This is a genomic window from Rhizobium sp. RSm-3, assembly GCF_001854685.1.
GTDB classification, from domain to species: domain Bacteria; phylum Pseudomonadota; class Alphaproteobacteria; order Rhizobiales; family Rhizobiaceae; genus Rhizobium; species Rhizobium ecuadorense.
In genome coordinates this window covers 169,559-189,726 of sequence record NZ_MAWZ01000007.1, presented here as the reverse complement: position 1 = coordinate 189,726, position 20,168 = coordinate 169,559, and the positions used below count along the sequence as shown (strand labels likewise).

The window sequence follows — 20,168 nt, the reverse complement described above, 5'->3', positions numbered from 1 at the left end:
AGGGAGCTTTGCCGCTTAATCAATCAAGGGATGTTTTGATCCACTTCTGCGCCAGCTTGTTGATCGTGCCGTCGGCTTCCGCCGCTTCGATCGCCGCGTCGAACATCGACTTCAACACCGTATCGTCCTTACGGATGCCTGCCGCGATCCCCTGTCCAAAGACTCCGCCCTTGAAGGTCGGGCCGGCGATCTTGTAGTCTTTGAAGTCGTCCTTGCCGAGCGTTGCAGTCAACGAGGTTTTCTGGGCAACGACGGCGTCGATTCGACCGGCCTGGAGGTCCAGATCATGCTGCTCGACGGTCTTGTATTCTCTTGGATCGACAACACCCTTGAAATAGGTGTCGAGAAAGGCTGCGTTCGCCGTCGATACCTGGGCGCCCACGGCCTTGCCTTTGAGGGCGTCCCGAAGCGGCTGCAATTCCTGCTCGACCTTCGCCTTATCAGCGGCAAGGTCGACCGTCGTCCCCGTCCCCGGCAGATCGGCGAGAGGGCCGGTTTTCTCGACCATGAAGGCGGCGGCGGTCGGGGCATAGGGCTTGCTGAAGGAGATGACCGCAAGGCGCTTTTCGGTCACGATCATCGAGGCCATGATGGCATCGAACTTCTTGGCATTGAGCGATGGAATGAGCCCGTCCCAGTCTTGGGCGACGATGGTGCATTTCACCTTCATGCGGGCGCAAAGGTCATTGGCGAGATCGATCTCGAACCCGGCGAGCTTGCCGTCGGGACCGGTAAAATTCCAGGGCTCGTATGCGCCCTCGGTCGCAATGGTGATTTCGGTTGGCTTCGTCTGCGCAGCGGCAGCGCCGACCGAGATGACGCCGATGAGGGCGGACGTCAGCAAAAGTTTTGATACTCGCATGTCTTATTCCCCTTTTTTGGTGCGCCCTGCCCTTTTCCCGAGCAAGGCGGTTGCAGACTCCGCGACGTCCATTTGCTAGGACGCGCGAACCTTGATTGCCTCGGCCGCAAGGCAGAGGAGTTCGAACAAAACCTGAGCGGCAATTTGTGCCGTATTCGACGTCGGGTCGTATTGCGGAGCGATCTCGACAACGTCGCCGCCGACTATGTTCAAGCCGATAAGACCGCGCAGAATGCCAAGGGCCTGGGCCGAGGTCAGGCCGCCGACTTCAGGGGTTCCTGTGCCTGGCGCAAATGCGGGATCGAGAGAATCGACGTCGAAGCTGACATAGGTCGGTCCCGTTCCGACGATCTCTCTCGCCTTGGCGATGACGGCGCTGATGCCGAGATCGCCGACCTCTTCCGCATGAATGACGGTCATGCCGGACGCGTACGAGAATTCCCACAGATATTCGGAATTGCCACGAATTCCGATCTGGATCGTCCGCCTGGGATCAAGCACACCGTCCAGAACCGCCTGGCGAAAGGGTCCGCCATGGTGGAATTTGCATCCTTCGAACGAACCGCCCGTGTCGCAATGGGCGTCGATGTGGATCATCCCCACAGGACGATCCCTGCCAACGGCCCTGAGGATGGGAAGGCCGACCGAGTGGTCGCCGCCGACGGCCAAGGGCACGACCCCCGCCCTTATCAAGCCGCCGACAAATTCCTCGATATCGTCATGGGATGCGGCAAGATTGAAGCGGCTTTTGAACGGGACATCGCCGACATCAGCGACACGTGCATGGGCAGTCGGGACGGTCCGCAAGACATGATCGTAAGGGCCAACCCGGTCGACATTGCGTACGGCTCGTGGCCCGAACCGCGCACCAGATCGGTTTGTCACCCCGAGATCCATCGGAATACCGAAAAGCGCGATATCCACATCAGCAAAATTGGGGGCAGCGTCCGGACAATACGGGGCCTTCAGCAATGTCGGGACGCCGCAGTAAGGCGCCTGGCGACGATCGCCCTCGCCGAAGACCAGGTCGGCCACCTTGCGAAACTCCGGATCGAACATCTCCCCGCCTGAAGCGTTCGAAAAGCGCTCTCGCAGCTCGTCCAGACTGAGAATCTCCGGCATTGGACCTCCAGATGTTGAGACCAGATCGCGGGTGGCTTTTGAAAGCCGGCGAAAAGACGATTGATTGTTGTAGCCAAGATTGTATACATAATCGTATTCCGCTTGATCGAGCAAGAGGGAAAAAGTTATGGTGTCGTTCACCGAGGGGTGAATGGACCAGAGACGGAAGGGGAATCGATTGGCAGCGACCAAAACGGAACAGCGGGGATCATTGCGTGAGAGCACCTATTCGCAATTGAAGGACCTGATCCTCACCGGCCAACTTCGCCCCTCCGAGCGGCTTTCGGAAGTGACGCTCGCCAAGCGCTTCGGCGTCAGCCGAACACCGCTGCGTGAAGCGCTGATGAAGCTGGAAGAAGAAGGGCTGATCGTCGGTCAGCGGAATTTCGGCTATACGGTGACCGATCTCGACGTCACCAAGTTCTGCAATCTGCTGGTCGTTCGCGAAGCGCTCGACGTTTGCGCGGCGCAACTCGCCTGCGAGGTGGCGAGCGAAGAAGACCTCGACCGGCTCCGAGACGTCATCGCCCAGATGGTTGAACTGAAGGATACGACGAACAAGACGCCGTCTGACGCGGCCCGCAACCTGGATCTTGGACTATACATCCATCGGGTCATCGTGGAATCGACCCGAAACGAGGCCCTCGTGAGGGTGACGGATCAAGTTTATCAGCAGCTTCGCCTGGCTCTTTGGCTCGAAGTTCTCTGGGTGGACCTGGAGCACACGGATCTCGACGAACACCGGGCGATCGCAGACGCCATCTGTGCACGCGACCGGGAGGCGGCCGCCGCCGCAGCAAGAGCGCATGTGCAAAGCTCGCTCAAAAACATGTCGAAGCTCCAGCGCATCTGGGCGCACCGGCGCGCAGCCGACTGACGCAACCCCGATCTTTCACCAAGAGGCCCCGCATGGCACCTATCGACAGTTACCTGGCTCTCGTCGGCTTCGGGCAGACGGGGTGGGGTTGGCTCCTTCTCACTGCAGCCGCCATGACAATCGGCGTATCCGTCTGCGGTTTTCTGGCCGGAACGGTGATCGGTACGATGATCACCTTCATGCAATTGTCCCGCCATATGGCCATTCGCTGGCTTGCGGACTGTTACACCACCGTTCTGCGCGGCGTTCCGGACCTTCTGGTCATCTATCTTTTCTATTTCGGCGGCAGCGCATTCCTGGGATCCGTCGGCGGCCTGTTCGGCTACCAAGGGTTCATCGGAATGCCGGCGTTTCTAACCGGAACTCTGGCGCTCGGCGTGGTTTCGGCGGCCTATCAGGCTGAGGTATTTCGCGGAGCCTACAGATCGGTTGCACGCGGCGAAATCGAAGCCGCCAGCGCCGTCGGCATGCGGCCATGGCCGAAATTCAGGCGCATCGTCGCCCCGCTCGTCCTGCGTTACGCTATTCCGGGTCTCGGAAACACCTGGCAACTGGTGCTGAAGGAATCGGCATTGGTCTCCGTCACGGGTCTCGTCGAACTCCTGCGCCAATCGCAAATTGCTGCCGGATCGACCCGTCGGCCCTTCGAGTTCTACCTGATGGCGGTTGTTCTCTATCTTGTCATCACCTGGTTCTCGTCAATCCTGTTCAGACGAATGGAAGCTCGAACCACCCAGGGCATAAGGGGGGCGTTGTAATGGATACGGGCTTCCTGTGGGATACGTTTCTCACGCTTCTGAGCGGTTTGCCGCTAACCCTTGAGCTTGCCGTTACATCAATCTTGGCAGGAAGCATCCTGGCGCTTGCGATCTCGTTCCTGGCCGTCACAGGCGGCGCAGCGGGTCGAACCGTCACCAGCGCTTACGTCTTCGTGTTCAGAGGGTCGCCCCTGCTCGTCCAGATGTTCCTGATCTACTATGGCCTTGGCCAATTCCGGCATGAGCTGCAGGACCTCGGCGTCTGGGGGTTCTTTCGCGAACCCTACTGGTGCGCGGTGCTGGCGCTCACTTTGAACACCGCCGCCTATTGCAGCGAGATTTTCCGTGGCGGCCTGCAGGCCGTCTCCGTCCAGGAAATCGAGGCGGCACGGGCTTGCGGCATGTCGGGCATTCTCTTGTTCAGACGGATCATCCTGCCGATTGCCATCAGGCATGCGCTGCCTGCTTATGGCAACGAGATCATCCTAATGATCAAAGCAACGGCACTCGCGTCTGTCATCACGATCATGGAAGTCACCGGCTTGGCTGGAAAACTGATCGCCGACAGCTTCCGCGCTTTCGAGATCTTTATCGTAGCAGGCGCGCTTTACCTTACGATCATTTTCGTCGTCACACGAATGCTCATGATGGTCGATTTCTGGCTTTCGCCTCATACGCGTATGCGGCTGCAATCTTAAACGGGAGTGCGCATGTCTGACAGGGGAACAGTTTTGGCCAGCGACAACAAGGACAAAAGCGCTGCCGTATCGGTCAAGGATCTTCGGAAATGCTTTGGCCCATTGGAAGTCTTGAAGGGAGTCTCCCTCGAAGCACATGAGGGAGAGGTGATTTCCATTCTCGGTTCATCCGGCTCCGGAAAATCGACGATGCTCAGATGTCTCAATATGCTCGAAGTCCCCGACAGCGGAGAAATTCGCATCGGCGGCGAGATGTATGCTCTGAAGAAAGCCGGGCATAGAACGGAACCGGCTGACCGCAGGCAAGTCGATCGGATGCGCGAACACATCGGCATGGTATTTCAGAGTTTCAACCTTTGGTCGCATATGACCATCATGGAGAATGTGATCGAAGCGCCGGTGCACGTGCAGAAACGCAACCGCGCGGAATGTATCGCCGAGGCTGAAGCTCTGCTCGAACGGGTCGGTATCGCTGATAAGCGAAACTTTTATCCCGCGCACCTGTCCGGCGGACAGCAGCAAAGAGCCGCGATCGCGCGCGCACTTGCGCAGCAGCCGAGGGTGATGTTGTTTGACGAACCGACCTCCGCGCTTGATCCCGAACTCGTCGGCGAAGTGCTCAAGGTCATGCGTTCCCTTGCTGAGGAAGGCCGGACCATGCTTGTTGTAACCCATGAAATGGCCTTCGCGCGAGACGTGTCCAGCAAAGTAGTGTTTCTTCACAAGGGTGTCGTCGAAGAAACGGGCGCGCCTGCCGAGCTTTTCACGCATCCGAAATCGGAACGGTTCCGCCAGTTTTTAGCAGGGACGAGGTGACGTCGCTTGACCTCCGGCGCGGATCTCAGGGGCACCGGGCATTCTGACGGAGATCGTCGTTCAGCCCGCCTGTTTGATGCTTGCGGGCACGGGGCAACAGGTTCATGCTGGCTCTCAGTTTTGAGGCCCGCCGGTGCGGCCGAGATAGCTGCAACATATCGGGCTTTCGTGGGACGCGTGCGATGGAGTGCGCCGGCTGCGGTTTCGATATTCAGAGCGGTTTTGCCTTCTGTCCGCGATGCGGCGCAAGGCAGCCCTTCTCCTGCGCCGCCTGCGGCAATCCTTGCCAGCCCGATTTTGCCTTTTGCCCCAAATGCGGCGCCTCGATCTCGGGCAAAGTCCAGCCTGTGCCGAAGCCAAGCATCGATGTGGTGCCGCATCAATCAGACAGCGACGCCGACCGGCGGCCGGTAACGGTGCTCTTTGCCGATCTTTGCGGCTTCACGACGCTGAGCGAGCAGATCGACCCCGAAATCATGCGGGTGCTGCAGAACGAATTGTTCGAGGAGATGACCCAGGCGGTCGAGGCTTATGGCGGCTTCGTCGACAAGTTCGTCGGCGATGCGCTGCTGGCGCTGTTCGGTGCGCCGGTTGCCCATGAGGACGATCCGGTCCGGGCGCTCAGTGCCGCGCTCGATATGATCCGTCGGGCGACCGAGGTCGGCGAGCGCTGGCAGCCCCGCGCCGGCGTGCCGTTGCGTCTGCATATCGGCATCAATAGCGGACCTGTCGTCACCGGCGGTTTCGGCGCGGTCAGCACCAAATCCTATTCGGTCACCGGCGACACGGTGAACACCGCCCAGCGGCTGCAGTCGATGGCTGGAGAAAACGATATCCTCGTCGGGCCGCTGACCTATCGCCTCACCCGCCATGCCTTTGCCTTCGACAGTCTCGGCGCGCAGACGCTGCGCGGCAAAAGCGGAAACGTCCTAGTCCATCGGCTGGCAGGGTTGCTGGAAGCGCCGCATACGGCGCGCGGTCTCGAAAATTTCGGCCTTCAGGCACCGATGATCGGACGGGATGCCGAGTTGTCGCGGCTGCTGACCTGCCTCGATCTCGCCTGCGGCGGCGCGGCACAACTCGTCCGCCTGATCGGCGAAGCCGGGATCGGTAAATCGCGGCTGGTCGCCGAATTCGTCGGAACCGCCGGCGACGCGGGCCGTTTCCCGGGCCTTGCCATCCGCAAAGCCACCTGCTCTCCGCTCGGCGAACAGTCCTATGGCACGCTCGCCGCAGTCGTGCGCAGCGCTTACGGCATCGGCGAGCGGGATGATCTCGACAGGACGCGGCAACTGCTGACAACCGGATTCCGCGCTCTCGATCTCAGCCAAGAGGATGTCGAGGGGATTCTGCCGCTCTTTCTGCATGTGCTCGGCCTCGGCGATCCCGATGGGGCGTTACGGCACATCGAGCCGGAACAGTTGCGGCGGCAGATCTTTTATGCGGTGCGCACCGTCTTCGAGCGGCGGCTGGCGCAAGGCCCTCTGCTGCTCGTCATCGAGGATCTGCACTGGGCGGACGCCGCCTCGCTGGAAGTACTCCGCTTCATGATGGATCGGCTGGAACGCAGCCGGCTGATGCTGCTTACGATCTACCGGCCGACATCGCAGACCGACCCGCTGAACTCCGATCGCGTCAACGTCACCGTGCAACGTCTTGACCCGCTGTTTGCGGCCGATGGGCAGAAGCTGCTCGCTGCCTTTTTTGGCGAGGGTCATGGCAAGCTGCCGGTCGCGATGCGCAAACGCATCCTCGACCGCGCCGGCGGCAATCCGCTTTTCATCGAAGAAATCCTTCGCGGATTGATCGACATGGGCACGCTGCACCATGACGGCCACCGCTGGCATGTCGCGGCCGACGACACCGATGTCGATATCCCGGTCAATCTGCAGGCGCTGTTGCTTGCCCGCGTCGATCGCCTGCCGCAGGAGATCAGACGCTTGGCGCAGGAGGCGGCGGTCGTCGGGCCGAAGTTCGATACCGCCCTGCTCCGCACCGTCACTTCCGACCCGGCCGCCGTCGATGCGGCGCTGGATTATCTCTGCGATGCCAATATCATCGAGGAATTGCGCGGGCCGGATGTGGCCGGGTCGCCGGGCTATCGCTTCAGCCAGACGCTGATGCACGACGTCATCTATCATAATCTGCTGCTGCAGCGGCGCATGGAGCTTCATGGCAGGATCGGCCGGGTTCTGGAACGCCAATATGGCGCGGCGCCTGACCGGGCCGAGCATCTGGCGCAGCTCGGCCATCATTTCAGCCTGACCACCGAGAAGGCCAAAGGCGCCGGCTATCTGATGGCGGCGGGCGATCTGGCCCGCAAGACCTACGCCAATGACGATGCCATGCGCCTCTACCATCAGGCCCTTGCCGCCTTCGCCAACGAGCCGGAGGCAACGCCGGAGCAACTGGCGCTGATGGAGCGTCTTGGCGATCTCTGCGGTCCCGCCGGCCGGCGCGATGCCGCCCTGAGCCATTATCAGCGGGCGCTTGCGATCCACCGCACCAAAGACGATCGGATCGCCGCGGCAAGGATCCTGCGAAAGACCGGCCGCCTGCATCTCGACGCGGGGCGCCGCGACCAGGCGGAGACCCATTGCGCCGCGGCCGAAGCGTTGATCGCGACGATCGATGCGCCGGTCGAACATGCGCATCTCCTGCAGGAGCGCGGCCATCTGGCCTTCCGCATGGGCGACCAGGCCGCCGCCGCGGAGTGGGCGACGCAGGCGCTGCAACGCCTGCAGACGCTGCCGGTCGACGGAACAACAGAAGCCGGGCGGGAGGCCGCGCGCGCGATGGCGGAGGCGCTGAACACCAAGGGTGCGGCGCTGGCGCGGCTCGGGCGCCGCCGCGATGCCGTACAGGAAGTCGAGCGCAGTCTTTCGGTCGCCGAGAAGGCCGATCTGCAGAGTGCGGCGTGCCGCGCCTATTCCAATCTCGGCGTTCTCTACACCATCGTCGATCCGGCCAACGCCATCAAGATCTGCCGGCGCGGGCTGGAGGTCGCCACCCGGATCGGCGATCTCGGCTTCCAGGCGCGCCTTCTCGCCAACCTCGCGGTCTCCTGCTGCACCTTTACCGATCGCTGCGCGGCCGAGGGTGTGCCGGCGGCGGAGAAGGCCGTCGAAATCGACCGGGCGCTCGATCAGCGCGACCATCTCTCCGTGCCGCTGATCGTCCTCGGGCAGATTCATCAATGCCACGGGCAGCCGAAGCTAGCTCGTAAGTATTACGAGGAAGCCCTTGAGGTTGCGAAGGAAATTGACGAGCCGCAACTGCTCTTTCCGTGCTATGATGGCTTGGCGACACTGAGCCTCGAACATGACGACATGGACGAGGCGGAACGGTATTTCACGCTGGCGCAGGATGTGTGCATTCGCCACAACCTCGATCCAGGCACACTCGTCGTTTTGCCGTTTCTCGACTGACCTTCCTCATGGTGCAAAATTCTGGAGATCGGTTAGTCCAATCAAGTCAGATAGATAAAGGGAGGAACTAAACATGCAGGAGAACCACTCGGAAAGACCATTACAGCCTGGAGATCGCGCGCCGAACGTGGTGCTGGATGCGATTACCCGCCAGGGCAAGATCGCCATCGACGATTTCCGCGGCCAGAAACCGGTGTTCGTCGGGTTGTTCCGCGGACTGCATTGCCCCTTCTGCCGCCGGCAGATCGCCGCCATGGCCGAACTCACCGATGCATTGCAGGAAAAAGGCATCGACAGCCTGACTGTCGTGAATACCCCAATCGAGCGCGCCCGCCTCTATTTCCGTTATCATCCGCTTCCCAATCTGCTGGCGGCCTCCGACCCGGAACGGGTATCGCACAGGGCCTTCGGCCTGCCGCAGCTCCAGTTCACCGAAGCCGAGAACGACTGGCCGCATAAGGTCAGCATGAATGCGGTGATGTCGATGCGCGTCGATATGCCGGGCGAGCTTCCAGAGCCCATGAACCCAATGGCGGCGATGGAATTTCTCGACAAGGCGGATGACTATGAATTCACCGAGGACGATAAGCAGATGATCGCTACCGGCGAAGGCCAGCTTGTTGGCGAATTCCTGCTCGATCGCGACGGCGTTATCCGCTGGTGTTTCACCGAGGTTGAGGAGGCCGGCCGTCATATGTTCGGCGTTCCCGCGCCGCGGGAAGTGATGTCGGCAGCGTCGAATATGGCTGTTTGACGCGAGCAATCTTGCGTTCAGGGATCACTCCTCGGGATTTATCCCTGACGCGAGGCCAGCCAATCGTGAAAAGCCGCGACTTCCTGCCGGCGCAGCGCCTTTGGCGCTGACAGCCACCGCCGCCGATCGTGTCGGTGGCGGGCATCCGCTGCCGGGGAATTCACAATGGGTGTCCGGCCTGTGGAAGGACCGCCTCATCCTGGCCGGAAGCGAGACAAGTCCTTCCGAACCTAGTTATCTTGCCGGCGCAGTCATCGCCGCCGGTCGCGCGGTCGCCGACATCCTGTCGAAGATGAATTCCAGATGAACGTCATGCAGCAAGCCTCGGCCGACCCGGCAGCCGCAAAGCGCAACTCCTGGGTGCTCACCGTTGCGCAGGCCTTCGGTGGCGCCAATGCTCCGATCATCGTCTCGCTCGGCGGTCTGGTCGGACAGCATCTGTCGAGCGATTCCGATCTGGTCACGCTTCCCGTCAGCCTTCTCAGCCTTGGGCTGGCACTCGGGACTCTGCCTGCGGCCTGGGTGATGCGTCGGTTCGGAGGCAAGCCCGGATATCTGCTGGGCTCGGTGATCGGCATGGTATCGGGCCTGATCGCTGCGCTGGGGATCGTGCTCTCCAGTTTCCTGGTCTTCTGTCTCGGCACCTGCCTCGCAGGCTTCTATTCCTCTTACGTGCAGAGCTACCGGTTCGCCGCGACCGACAACGCCACCGCGGCGCAGAGCCATAAGGCGATCGCCCGCGTCATGGTCGGCGGCCTGATCGCCGCGATCATCGGGCCGCAGCTCGTCATCTGGACACGCGACGCGCTGCCGGGGACGCCCTTCGCCGGGAGCTTCCTCAGCCAGGCGTTTCTCGCTGCCCTGGCGTTTCCGGTGCTGCTCATGCTTCGCACATCGACGCCGCCGACGGCTCATGCATCGGCAAGCGCCCCGGAGCGGCCCCTTGTCGAAATCCTGACATCGCCGCGCTATCTCCTCGCCATCGCAACCGGTGTCGTGTCCTACGGGCTGATGACCTTCGTGATGACCGCGTCGCCGATCGCGATGGTCGGGCACGGTCACTCGATCGACCAGGCCGCATTGGGTATTCAATGGCATATCCTCGCCATGTATGCCCCGAGCTTCGTCACCGGCCGCCTGATGGTGCGCTTCGGCAAGGAGCGGGTCGCGGCCGTCGGTCTCCTCCTCATCGGCAGTTCGGCGGCCGTCGCGCTCGCCGGCTTCGATATTTCCCATTTCTGGCTTTCGCTGGTTCTGCTCGGGATCGGCTGGAACTTCGGCTTCATCGGTGCGACCGCCATGGTGGCCGACTGCCATACGCCGGCGGAACGCAGCAAGGTGCAGGGTGCAAACGACTTCGTGGTCTTTGGTACGGTCGCCTGCGCCTCCTTCTCCGCCGGATCGCTTCTCCACAGCTCCGGCTGGGAGACAATCAACTGGATCGTGCTTCCGGCGGCCGCCCTGGTGCTGGTGCCGCTGGTCTGGCGGGCGGCGCGGCCCGGGGATCACTCGGGAAGACCGGCCCTGCGGTAGCCGTCGACGAAATGCTCGAGCGTGCGAGCGTCGCGGAATGGCTCGGTCGCCGCCCAGTGGCGAATGGAAAAATGCGGGTTGGCGACGAGGAAGAGTTCGGTCTCGGCGCGCGCCTCGTCGAGCTGGCCAAGCTGGGCAAGGCCTGCGGCCAGGAAACGGCGTGAGCTTGTGCGATAGGTCTCATCGCGGCGCAGCGTCTCGACGGCGGCCGCATATTGCCCGGCCGCATATTGCGCCTGGCCGAGCGTCAGATAGTACCAGCTTGCCGGAAACGGGTTCAGCCGAAACGCTTTGCGGATATGTTCGAGCCCCTCCCCGATCCGCCCGGCAAGGATAGTGATGTCGGATAGTGCTGCGAAGGTATCGGCCTCGTTCGGGTCGAGTTCGATCGCCTTGGCGAATTCCGCATCCGCCTCGGAGAATTCGAGCGCATAGGCAAGCAGGTAAGCCAGGACCCAGCGGCAGCCCGCATCGTTGGGATCGAGCGCCACAGCCCTGCGGGCCAGTTGCAAAGCAAGGCTGCGGCGGGGTTTCGTCGGTCCGCCGCTATGAACCCATCCCATCCAGTGGTTCATGGCAAGCCAGCGATAAGCCTCGGCATAATCGGGGTCGAGGGAGACGGCGCGCGTCAGCATCAGATGCGCTTCCTCAGCCGCCTGCGGGGAATCGTCCATCAGCCTGCGGGCCCGCACGCAGAGATCGTAAGCCTCGAGGCTGCTTGGCCGATTGCGCGGCGGCGGTGTACGCAGCCGCCCGAGCAGCGCCTCGACGATCTTGGCGGTCACCTCGTCCTGAACGGCAAAGATATCGTCGAGGCTGCGATCGAAGCGTTCCGCCCATAGGTGATCGCCGCTGGCGGCGTCGACCAGCTTGGCATTGATGCGGACCTGTGCTGCGACGCGTCTTGCACTGCCTTCCAGCAGGTAACGCACGCCGAGCTCCTCGGCGATCTCTCGCACGTCAACCGCCTTTCCCTTGTAGGCGAAGGCCGAATTGCGGGCGATGACGAACAGGCCCGGCATCCTGGAGAGGTCGGTAATCAGGTCTTCGGTCAACCCATCGGCGAAGAATTCCTGCGCGGGATCGTTGCTGATATTGACGAAGGGCAGCACGGCGACCGATGGCCTGTCGGGCAGCGGCAAAGTTTTTCGCTTGACCCCGCCGAACGGATTTAAGGCCCCGGTGAAGCGGTAGCCGACGCGCGGAACCGTGGCAATCCACTCGCCGCCGTCGGCGGCCGGGCCAAGCAGCTTGCGCAGCTGCGCGATCTGGACGGTGAGGTTGCCTTCCTCGACCGCCCTGCCCGGCCAAGCCGCATCCATCAGCTCGGCCTTGCCGAGGATTTCCCCGGGCCGCCCGACGAGCGCCGCAAGCAGCTTCAGCCCACGGTGGCCGACGGCAACGGGATCATCATTCCGAAGGAGCGTTCCCGCAGCCGGATCAAGCACAAACGGACCAAAGGCAAAGCGCGATCCCTGCATAGGGGCATCCTAGAGTCTTTAAGGCTTGGATGAAACTGTTCGTCCGTGACACCATGCACGGCGCTGCAAAAAGCAGGATCAAGCCTGCCGGACGATGGCGCCGATCGCATTGACGAGAAGCCGCGCGGCGGTGAGCGCCGACAAGCCATCGATGTCGGCGGGAGGATAGAGTTCGACAAGGTCGAATCCCGCGATCCTCGCCCGCCTGCCGAGGCCGGCGATCAGGTCGATCACCTCAGTGTAGGTCAGGCCACCAGGGGTACGCGCCGCCACACCCGGCATGATGCCGGGATCGATGCTGTCGCAATCAAGGGTGACGACGACCTGCGCTCCTTCCGGAATATGCTGGAGGGCGGCGCCGACGCCTTGGCCATGAACCTCGCGAGCGGTGACGAAACGGCTGCCATAGCGCTGCGCCGCTTCGATCTCGGTGGTGCGGGCGCTGCCGACGCTGCGCAGGCCGACTTGCACCATGCCGGCGACATGCGGCATCTCGCTCGCCCGGCGCATCGGGCTTGAATAGCCGTGGTGTTCGCCATGGACCTCGTCGCGCCAGTCGATATGGGCGTCGATCTGCAGCACCCAGACCGGCCCTTGCGCCGCAAAGCCGGCCAGGAAGGGAATGGTCACGGAACAATCGCCGCCGAGCAGGATCGGTATGGCCGGCAATGCCAGGATCTCAAGCGTCTTCGCCTCGATCCGGGCCCGGTTGCCGATATTGTCGTGCATGGTGGTCTCGACGTCGCCGGCATCGATGCATGAGATCGGCTTGCCGTCGAACAGCGGCCCGCCGAGATCGAAATCCCAGTGGTCGACGAGTGGGGCATCGTCTTGGCTTGCAGCACGGATGGCGTCGGCGGCCAAGGCATGACCGCTGCTGTCCTTGCCGGGATAGGTGCTGCCATGCGCGGCGGCGAAAATCACCGCGCGGGGCAAACACCCGTCGGCGAGGCGATTGGGAAGGCCAAGAAAGGAAGGCGAGGCGGTCATTTCCTAACGGTCCTGCGTTTGATCTCGACCTGTTTAGCCCCTTTTGGAAATTTTTGAGAACTTTTTGGGAGAGCTTAATTACGGCGCTCGCCATCTCCCGCAGAATTCGTCCTCCTGAGCCGAAGGGCTCCGGGGTTCTGAAAACATACGGTCTGACGAGGACATTATGACTGCCGAAGACATTCTAGCATCGAGGGAGGCCCGTATCCCGTGGGCGGCGATGGCGGGGATCATCGCGACCGTTACGGTATTCGCCGTGGCGCAGGGGCTGACCTATCCGCTGCTGAGCTTCATCCTGGAGCGGCAGAGAACGACATCGGGCCTGATCGGCCTGTCGGCGGCGATGACGCCGCTGGGTTTCATTGTATCGGCGCCCTTCATTCCGGCGCTCGCGCGGCGGCTTGGCGGGGTGCAACTGGCGATCCTGTGTTCGATTCTGGCCGCCCTCACCCTGATTGCGATTGGCGGAATGCAGAATGTCTGGGCCTGGATGCCGTTGCGCTTCCTGCTCGGCGTCTTCGCCAATCCGCTCTATGTGATCAGCGAGACGTGGCTGATCTCGATCACGCCGGCGCCGCGGCGCGGCCGCATCATGGGCCTCTATTCATCGATCGTTTCGGCTGGTTTCGCCATCGGCCCGCTATCGCTTGGGCTCGCCGGCACGGAGGGCTGGCCGCCCTTCGTGATCGGTATCGCGGCCTTCCTCGCCTGCGGCTTCATCGTACTGGCGGTCGCACCACACGTGCCAAAGATCTCAGGCGAAGGCGAGGCAACATCGCTCGGCGGCTTCTTCGCATTGGCGCCGCTGCTATTGTTTGCCGTTTTCACGGCTGCCGCCTTCGAGCAGATCCTGCTTTCGCTGTTTGGGGTCTATGGCGCGGCGCTCGGCAGCGCCGAGGCACGCATCGCTTCGCTCCTCACCTGTTTCATCGCCGGCAATGCCGTACTGCAGATCTTGCTTGGGCGCGTGGCCGAACGGTTCGGCTCGAAGCCGACTATGTCATTCTGCGTCCTGGCTTGCCTTGCCGGCTGCCTGCTACTGCCGCTGGTCTTCAAGGCATGGCTGATCTGGCCGCTGGTTTTCGTCTGGGGCGGGGTCTCGTTCGGGATCTACACCATGTCGCTGATTCAGCTCGGCGAGCGTTTCACCGGCCAGGCCCTGATCGCCGGCAACGCGGCCTTCGCCTTCACATGGGGCATCGGCGGCATGGCGGGCTCGCCCGTGGTAGGATTGGCGATGCAGTTGATCGGATATCAGGGGTTGCCGGTGTCGCTTGGCCTGATCAGCTTTGCCCTGGCCGTGTTTCTGATGGCCGGGAGACGGCCGGGCTGATGGCCTGTCAGCGGATGCGGCAGACCGGCTATACCGAACCGAGCGGGCTCTGCACCCATCCCGATTTCCAGGGGCGCGGCCTCGGCACCCTGCTCTTCCGCTTCGTTGCCGGCGAAATCGCATCCACGGCGCCGGCGCCTGGGAGCCCCTATCTTACCGCCGCCGGCAGCACTTCGAATTTCCAGAAGTTCTCCGGGCTGAAATAGGTCCCGGCAAACGCGCGAATATCCCCGACGGTGACCTTGGCGTAGCCGCTGAGACTGTCGCGTATCCGGTCTAAACGACGCGGATCAATCTGAGCGCCCCGCAGAGATTCGATCCAATATTCGTTGCTCTGCCGCTGATGCTTCAGTGTCTCGATGATCGGTCCCCGGGCGCGTGCGAACTCGTCCGCGGAGACATCCTGCGACCGCAAGTCATTGGCGATCTCGTCGACAAGTGCGTAGAAGCGCGCGATCTTTGCCGGCTCCGTCTCGACGTAGAAAAATGCGTAGCCATAGCCGGGGATTTCCGGTGACAGGTTCGCGTCACCCTCCAGGACATAACTTGCGCCTTCCGCAATACGAAACTGGTCGATCAGCCTGTTCTGGAAAATCTGGGTGGCGATATTGGCGGTGAAGGACCGCGGCAGATCGGAGAGCAAATCGCCGATTGGAGCCCCGAAGGCGGCGGCCGCGTTATCCGCCCTGCCGCTATGGGTCAGCAAAACGGGCGTCTTGCTCGCCGCCGGAAAACGCACCTCACCCCAATCCTTGCTCGGCGCTGCCTCCGGTCGTGGCGGCAAAGCGCCAAAGGTTTCAGCTGTTATCCGGATAGCGTCGTCCACCGTGACGTCGCCGACGATGGTGATATCGATCGGGCCGTTGGAAACCATAGGCCGGAACACCGCCTCGAAATCGTCCGGCTTGGCGGCGGACAATTGGGCGCGATCGGGGAAGGTCCAGCGCGGATCGCCGGAATGCACGAGACCTCCGAAATCACGGCTGACAACGCCGCCAGGGGTCGCCTGATACTGATCGAGGCCGCTCAAATAGGCCTGCTGCACCCGCTTGAATGCCTCAGGGCGGTAGGCGGGATCGGAGGTGTATGCCGTCATCAGCTGCAATTGCGTCGCAAGATCTTCAGTCCGGGTGCGACCGTCGAACTTGAAGGAACCGTCGCCGACCGAGAAGTCGATGCCGACGATGTTGGCCGTCAGCGCTTTCTGGATATCCTGATAGTCCATGGCCTTCACGCCGGACAGCGCGACGGCCGGAGATGCCCAGATCGGAGCGGGACGGTCCTGCGGCAGGTCCAGCCGGCCGTGGCCGATATCTTCGCGCACCAGCACTTCGTTGGCGCGCAGCTTGGTGGGTTTGACGGTAAGGCGCACGCCGTTGGAAAAACGCACCATGGTCAGGCCGAGATCGTCGACGGTGCGGCGTTCGACCACGGCGCCCGGCTCGCCGAAATGGGTGTAGGGCCAGGCGATGTCGGCTGCACTGGATGGCGCCGAGACGGCAACGGCCTTTGAAGCATCATAGGCTTGCCGAACTGCGTCGGCTCCCCCCTGCGGTGATTGGGCTGTCTGCAGCACGACCTGCGGACCGTTGCCGGAGAAAGCATGCCGCAGCGCCTGATTGACCTCGGCCGCCGTGATGCCCTTCGTGATCGTCTCGAACAGCGAAAGGTCTTCAGCGGGCGACGTGAAGACCTGATTGTCATCGACGCTGCTGGCCAGCATGGAAGCGATGTCGGTGGTCGTGCGCGTCGCGGCTCCGGCCGCAGCAGCCTGGAGGAACGAGCGATATTCGAGGATTTCACGATCGATCTCTGCCTGCGCAACGCCGAACTCCTCGATACGCCGCTGTTCCTGGTCGATGGCCGTGAGCGCCGCCTGCCATTTATCCGGCTCGGAATTCGCCACGATCAGGACGATATGTGCGGAATCAAGAAGATCCTGGGAGCCGGCGCCCGCGCTGATGAAAGGGGCATCCGCCTTGCTGGCAATGGTGCTCACCCGCCGTTTGAGCACCAACAGGCCGAGATCTTCGATAAGCTGCGTGCGGCGCTTGGCAAATGTATCAGGCGCGGCGTCATAAGGACGCGTCCAGGCGATCTGTACACTGGTCATGCCGCCGGGAACAGCGAGGACGTCGGCGCTTTCGCCTTTCGTCGCCAATGTGCCAGGATCCGGTTTTACAGGCGTCGGACCTACGGCCGTCCAGTCGCCGAAGTGCTGCCGGACTTGGGCTTCCATGGCAGCCGGGTCGATATCGCCCACCACCATCAACGTTGCCCGATCGGGCCGGTAATTGGCCCGGTAATAATCACGGACGAGGTCCACAGGCGCATTGCTGATAATGTCGGTTTTGCCGATCGGGACGCGGATGGTCGCGCGGCGGCCGGCGAGCAAGGAATTCATGATTCCGAGCCCCGCGCGATATTGCGGCGTATCGCGCAGCCGCTCCTCCGACAGGATGACGCCGCGTTCGCGATCGAAAGCTCCGGCATCAAGGCTCAGTTCGCTTGCCGTCTCCCGCATCAGCATCAGGCCCGTCGAAACCGTGTCGGCATCGACCTCTGGAAGATCGAGTGCGTAGACCGTCTCATCATAAGAGGTATGGGCGTTGGTATCAGGCCCAAAGGCCAGGCCCTTGCGCTGCAGGATGCGGATCATCTCCCCTTCGGGGACATGCGTCGAACCCTTGAAGGCCATGTGCTCGAGAAAATGCGCTAGGCCCTGCTGATTGTCGTTTTCCTCGAGTGAGCCGGAGCCGATGCGAAAGCGGATCGCGGCCTGCCCGGGCGGCGTGGCATTGCGCATGATCGCAAACCGCATGCCGTTGGCAAGTGTGCCGAAATGGACGTTGGAGTCGGCCTGAATGTCGCTTTGCGTCTGTGGCCAGGACGTGGACAGGGTGCCCGCATAAGCCGACGACGCGAAGCTTGCGACAAGAGCGACCGTCGCGAGAAACCGCCAGGCGGCGGAGCATTCCATTTTGTGAGACATTCTTGTCCGGGAGATCAGCATGAAAAGGGTGAAAGGCACTGATGCGACTATTCCACAGGTTGCATTTTTCTTCAACTTCCATGTGTGAATGGACGGAAAGCGAAAACTCTGGCCAGCCGCTTTACGCAATGTCAGACCAATGTCATCGAAGCCTCCTAAGGGATTGCGCCTTATCTGTCACCAGGAGGCGTTTTCGATGGCGACATTGCAGCAGGTCGCATTCCGGGCCGGATGTTCGCTGGCGACGGCAAGCCGGGTTCTCAACCGCAACGGACCGGCGAGCGACCTGATGGTGCGCAAGGTGCGCCGTGCGGCCGCAGAACTCGGCTATCGCCCCGCCGGCCCGTCCGCTGGGCGGCTTGGGCGCCGGCCGGTTATCGGCGTGCTGATTCCAAGCATCACCAATCCGGTCTTTGCCTCGTCGCTGTCGAGCATTCAAAACCGTATGCTGGTGGCGGGCCATGGCGTGTTGATCGCCCAGTCGAATTACGATCCGGCGCGCGAGGCCGATGCCGTCGCGGCACTCCTGAACGACCGGCCGACCGGGCTGATTCTCACTGTCTGCGATCCGTCGACCAGTGAGGCGCTGCTTGCCAGGCTGCCGCCGACCGTGCTGCTCAACAACCTGCCGACCGCGCAGTTTCCGGCGGCCGTCACCGCCGACAATCGCGGCGCGGGCCGCGAGATCGCGACCTTCCTGATCGGGATGGGCCATCGCCGTATTCTCTTTCTTTCCGGCAATTTCGCCGCTTCCGACCGTGCGCGCCTTCGCTACAAGGGCTATCTCGACGCCATGGCCGAGAGCGGGCTGACACCGCTCGATGCCATGCAGATCCCCTTCGTCGGCGGTTATGACCAGCTCGATCTCGGCACAACGATGACCTCACTTGCGCCGACGGCGGTCATCGCCTCCAACGACCTTCTGGCGCTCGGCGTCATCGGCGCGCTGAAGCGCGAGGGGCTGTCGGTGCCCGGGGATGTGTCGGTCGCCGGCTTCGACGGCATCGCCATCGGCCGGCTGATCGATCCGCCACTGACGACGATCGAAATGCCGGATGCCAGCATGGGGGCGACGGCCGCCTCGCTGCTGCTCGACATGGCGGAGAATGCCGCCCCTGCCCGCCACCTCGATGTCGCCTATACGCTGCGCCGCGGCGGTACGGTGCGGGCCATCTGAAGCCCTCCGAATCTAGTGAGCCACCGCGTTCGGCGCGGTGGCTCCTGTTCTATTCCTGCTGAGGAAGGCGTCAGCTGCGCGGCAGCATCCCTTCGACATCGGCGGCTGCGTCGTCGAGCGCTTCCTTCGGCTCGGCCGACTGGTCGACGATGCGCGAGAGATTGTCGACGATCGTCTGGGTGACCTTGACGCCGTTCGAGCCGGGGAAGGCATACCAGGGGATCATGACCGGCATCTGGCTCAGGCCGGCCTGGAACAGCGGGTTCTGCTTGTAGAAGTCACCGAGATATTCGGGCGACTTGGCGGCAAGCTCGTTGTTCGGAACATAACCGGTGCCGGGCACAACGACCGAGGCGCCATAAGGGCCGGCGGCGAATTTGGCGAACTTCCAGGCGGCATCCTGCTTGGCGGCGTCATGCGTCAGGATGACAACGGCGTTGCCGCCGGTGGGAAGATGGCCGTTCACCGGATCGATCAACGGGATCTTGGCGGTGCGCAGATCGAACTTATTGCCGACATTCTTGATGGTGTTGCGCAGCGCGCCTGTGGTCTGGAACTCGAAACCGACCTTGCCCGCCGCGAAAGCCTGTTCGCCGGCGGGCTTGGTGAAGACGGGCATGCCGCCTTCGGTGACCAGACGATGCAGGACCTCGACGGCCTTCTGACCTTCCGGACCGTTGAAGGCGACCTTGCTTTCGTCGTCGCTCAGCATCTTGCCGCCGGCGCCGAAGAGCAGAGCCGAAAACATCCAGTCGTCGCCCTGCCAGCGGAAATCGATGCCGTCGACGCCGTTGCCGAGCGCCTTGATCTTGCCGCCGAGCGCGATGACCTCATCCCAGGTCTTCGGCGGATTGTCGGGATTGCCGCCGGCCGCCTTCACGAGATCGGCGTTGTAATACATGATCGGGTTGGAGGTGGCGAAAGCGAGACCCACCTGCTTGCCCTTGACCTGGGCGAGCTTGAGGATGGTGTCGGAGAAGCCCTGCTCGGCCATGTTGCCGTCTTTCTTGACGAGCGGGCCAAGGTCGACGGCGACATCGCGTTCGTCGAGCATGCGCAGGCGGTTCAAGCCGATGAAGGTGATATCGGGCATTTCGCTGGTGCCGACCTGGCGAAGGATCGTCTGGATGCCTTCTTCATAGGTCGCCGAGGGGCTGGCGAACTGGATCTTGATATCGGGATTTTCCGCCATGAACTTCTTCGAGATCGTGTCCATCACGTCCTTGAAGAAACCCGGCATCGGGTAATGCACCGTCAGCGTCGTCTCGGCATGCGCGGGAAGCGCGATTGCCAAGGATACGGCCGCTGCGGCGAGAAGCTGGGTGATATGTTTCATCGCTCGTTCTC

Annotated in this window: 16 protein-coding genes and 1 pseudogene; 11 read left to right on the top strand and 6 right to left on the bottom strand. The window is 62.4% G+C overall.

Translation table 11 applies throughout. The annotated features are described in order from the left end of the window. Positions 1-19 precede the first annotated feature (19 nt). Positions 20-862 (bottom strand): lysine/arginine/ornithine ABC transporter substrate-binding protein, encoded by an 843-nt coding sequence (locus BBJ66_RS10315; protein WP_049735454.1) that lies wholly within the window; start codon positions 860-862, stop codon positions 20-22. Positions 863-937: 75 nt separating this feature from the next. After that, positions 938-1,984, bottom strand: coding sequence for an agmatinase (gene speB / locus BBJ66_RS10310; RefSeq protein ID WP_071086812.1), 1,047 nt, complete (start codon positions 1,982-1,984; stop codon positions 938-940). Positions 1,985-2,135: 151 nt separating this feature from the next. Here speB and BBJ66_RS10305 point away from each other — a divergent pair, with 151 nt between their 5' ends. From BBJ66_RS10305 to BBJ66_RS10270, 8 genes are all read left to right on the top strand, one after another. Continuing rightward, complete coding sequence (locus BBJ66_RS10305; RefSeq protein ID WP_071086810.1) at positions 2,136-2,861, top strand: GntR family transcriptional regulator; 726 nt, start codon at positions 2,136-2,138, stop codon at positions 2,859-2,861. A 32-nt stretch (positions 2,862-2,893) separates the two neighbouring features. Beyond that, entirely contained in the window at positions 2,894-3,619 is a 726-nt protein-coding gene (locus tag BBJ66_RS10300) for an ABC transporter permease (RefSeq protein WP_049735457.1), read from the top strand. Then, entirely contained in the window at positions 3,619-4,317 is a 699-nt protein-coding gene (locus BBJ66_RS10295; protein WP_071086808.1) for an ABC transporter permease, read from the top strand. The genes BBJ66_RS10300 and BBJ66_RS10295 overlap by 1 nt, the downstream gene beginning before the upstream one ends. A gap of 12 nt (positions 4,318-4,329) precedes the next feature. Then, the gene (locus BBJ66_RS10290; protein WP_071086805.1) at positions 4,330-5,133 is read left to right on the top strand and encodes an ABC transporter ATP-binding protein; all 804 of its coding nucleotides are present in this window, start codon (positions 4,330-4,332) and stop codon (positions 5,131-5,133) included. A gap of 182 nt (positions 5,134-5,315) precedes the next feature. Next, positions 5,316-8,561, top strand: coding sequence for an adenylate/guanylate cyclase domain-containing protein (locus BBJ66_RS10285; protein ID WP_071086803.1), 3,246 nt, complete (start codon positions 5,316-5,318; stop codon positions 8,559-8,561). Between the two features lie 73 nt (positions 8,562-8,634). Continuing rightward, positions 8,635-9,315 (top strand): peroxiredoxin-like family protein, encoded by a 681-nt coding sequence (locus BBJ66_RS10280; protein ID WP_049735461.1) that lies wholly within the window; start codon positions 8,635-8,637, stop codon positions 9,313-9,315. Between the two features lie 100 nt (positions 9,316-9,415). After that, complete coding sequence (locus tag BBJ66_RS10275; RefSeq protein ID WP_071086801.1) at positions 9,416-9,622, top strand: hypothetical protein; 207 nt, start codon at positions 9,416-9,418, stop codon at positions 9,620-9,622. Then, positions 9,619-10,848: an MFS transporter gene (locus tag BBJ66_RS10270; RefSeq protein ID WP_071086799.1), complete on the top strand. Its 1,230-nt coding sequence runs from the start codon at positions 9,619-9,621 to the stop codon at positions 10,846-10,848. The genes BBJ66_RS10275 and BBJ66_RS10270 overlap by 4 nt, the downstream gene beginning before the upstream one ends. On the opposite strand, the gene BBJ66_RS10265 is transcribed toward BBJ66_RS10270, so the two are convergent. Then, entirely contained in the window at positions 10,821-12,329 is a 1,509-nt protein-coding gene (locus tag BBJ66_RS10265) for a winged helix-turn-helix domain-containing tetratricopeptide repeat protein (RefSeq protein ID WP_071086797.1), read from the bottom strand. The two genes, BBJ66_RS10270 and BBJ66_RS10265, sit on opposite strands and share 28 nt — an antisense overlap. A gap of 78 nt (positions 12,330-12,407) precedes the next feature. Beyond that, the gene (locus BBJ66_RS10260; protein WP_071086794.1) at positions 12,408-13,319 is read right to left on the bottom strand and encodes an agmatinase; all 912 of its coding nucleotides are present in this window, start codon (positions 13,317-13,319) and stop codon (positions 12,408-12,410) included. A gap of 166 nt (positions 13,320-13,485) precedes the next feature. On the opposite strand from BBJ66_RS10260, the gene BBJ66_RS10255 reads away from it, so the two are divergent. Together BBJ66_RS10255 and BBJ66_RS10250 are read left to right on the top strand one after the other, a co-directional pair. Then, entirely contained in the window at positions 13,486-14,652 is a 1,167-nt protein-coding gene (locus BBJ66_RS10255) for an MFS transporter (protein ID WP_071086792.1), read from the top strand. Continuing rightward, positions 14,625-14,858 (top strand): annotated as a pseudogene (locus BBJ66_RS10250) (GNAT family N-acetyltransferase); the annotation flags it as partial. The gene BBJ66_RS10255 and the pseudogene BBJ66_RS10250, both read left to right, overlap by 28 nt. Here BBJ66_RS10250 and BBJ66_RS10245 read toward each other — a convergent pair. Beyond that, on the bottom strand, positions 14,801-17,644 hold the full coding sequence (locus BBJ66_RS10245) for a M16 family metallopeptidase (RefSeq protein ID WP_071086831.1): 2,844 nt from the start codon (positions 17,642-17,644) through the stop codon (positions 14,801-14,803). The pseudogene BBJ66_RS10250 and the gene BBJ66_RS10245 sit on opposite strands and share 58 nt — an antisense overlap. A 196-nt stretch (positions 17,645-17,840) precedes the next feature. On the opposite strand from BBJ66_RS10245, the gene BBJ66_RS10240 reads away from it, so the two are divergent. After that, positions 17,841-18,821, top strand: coding sequence for a substrate-binding domain-containing protein (locus BBJ66_RS10240; RefSeq protein WP_071086788.1), 981 nt, complete (start codon positions 17,841-17,843; stop codon positions 18,819-18,821). A 70-nt stretch (positions 18,822-18,891) separates the two neighbouring features. On the opposite strand, the gene BBJ66_RS10235 is transcribed toward BBJ66_RS10240, so the two are convergent. Further along, the gene (locus BBJ66_RS10235; RefSeq protein ID WP_071086786.1) at positions 18,892-20,157 is read right to left on the bottom strand and encodes an ABC transporter substrate-binding protein; all 1,266 of its coding nucleotides are present in this window, start codon (positions 20,155-20,157) and stop codon (positions 18,892-18,894) included. Positions 20,158-20,168: the final 11 nt, after the last annotated feature.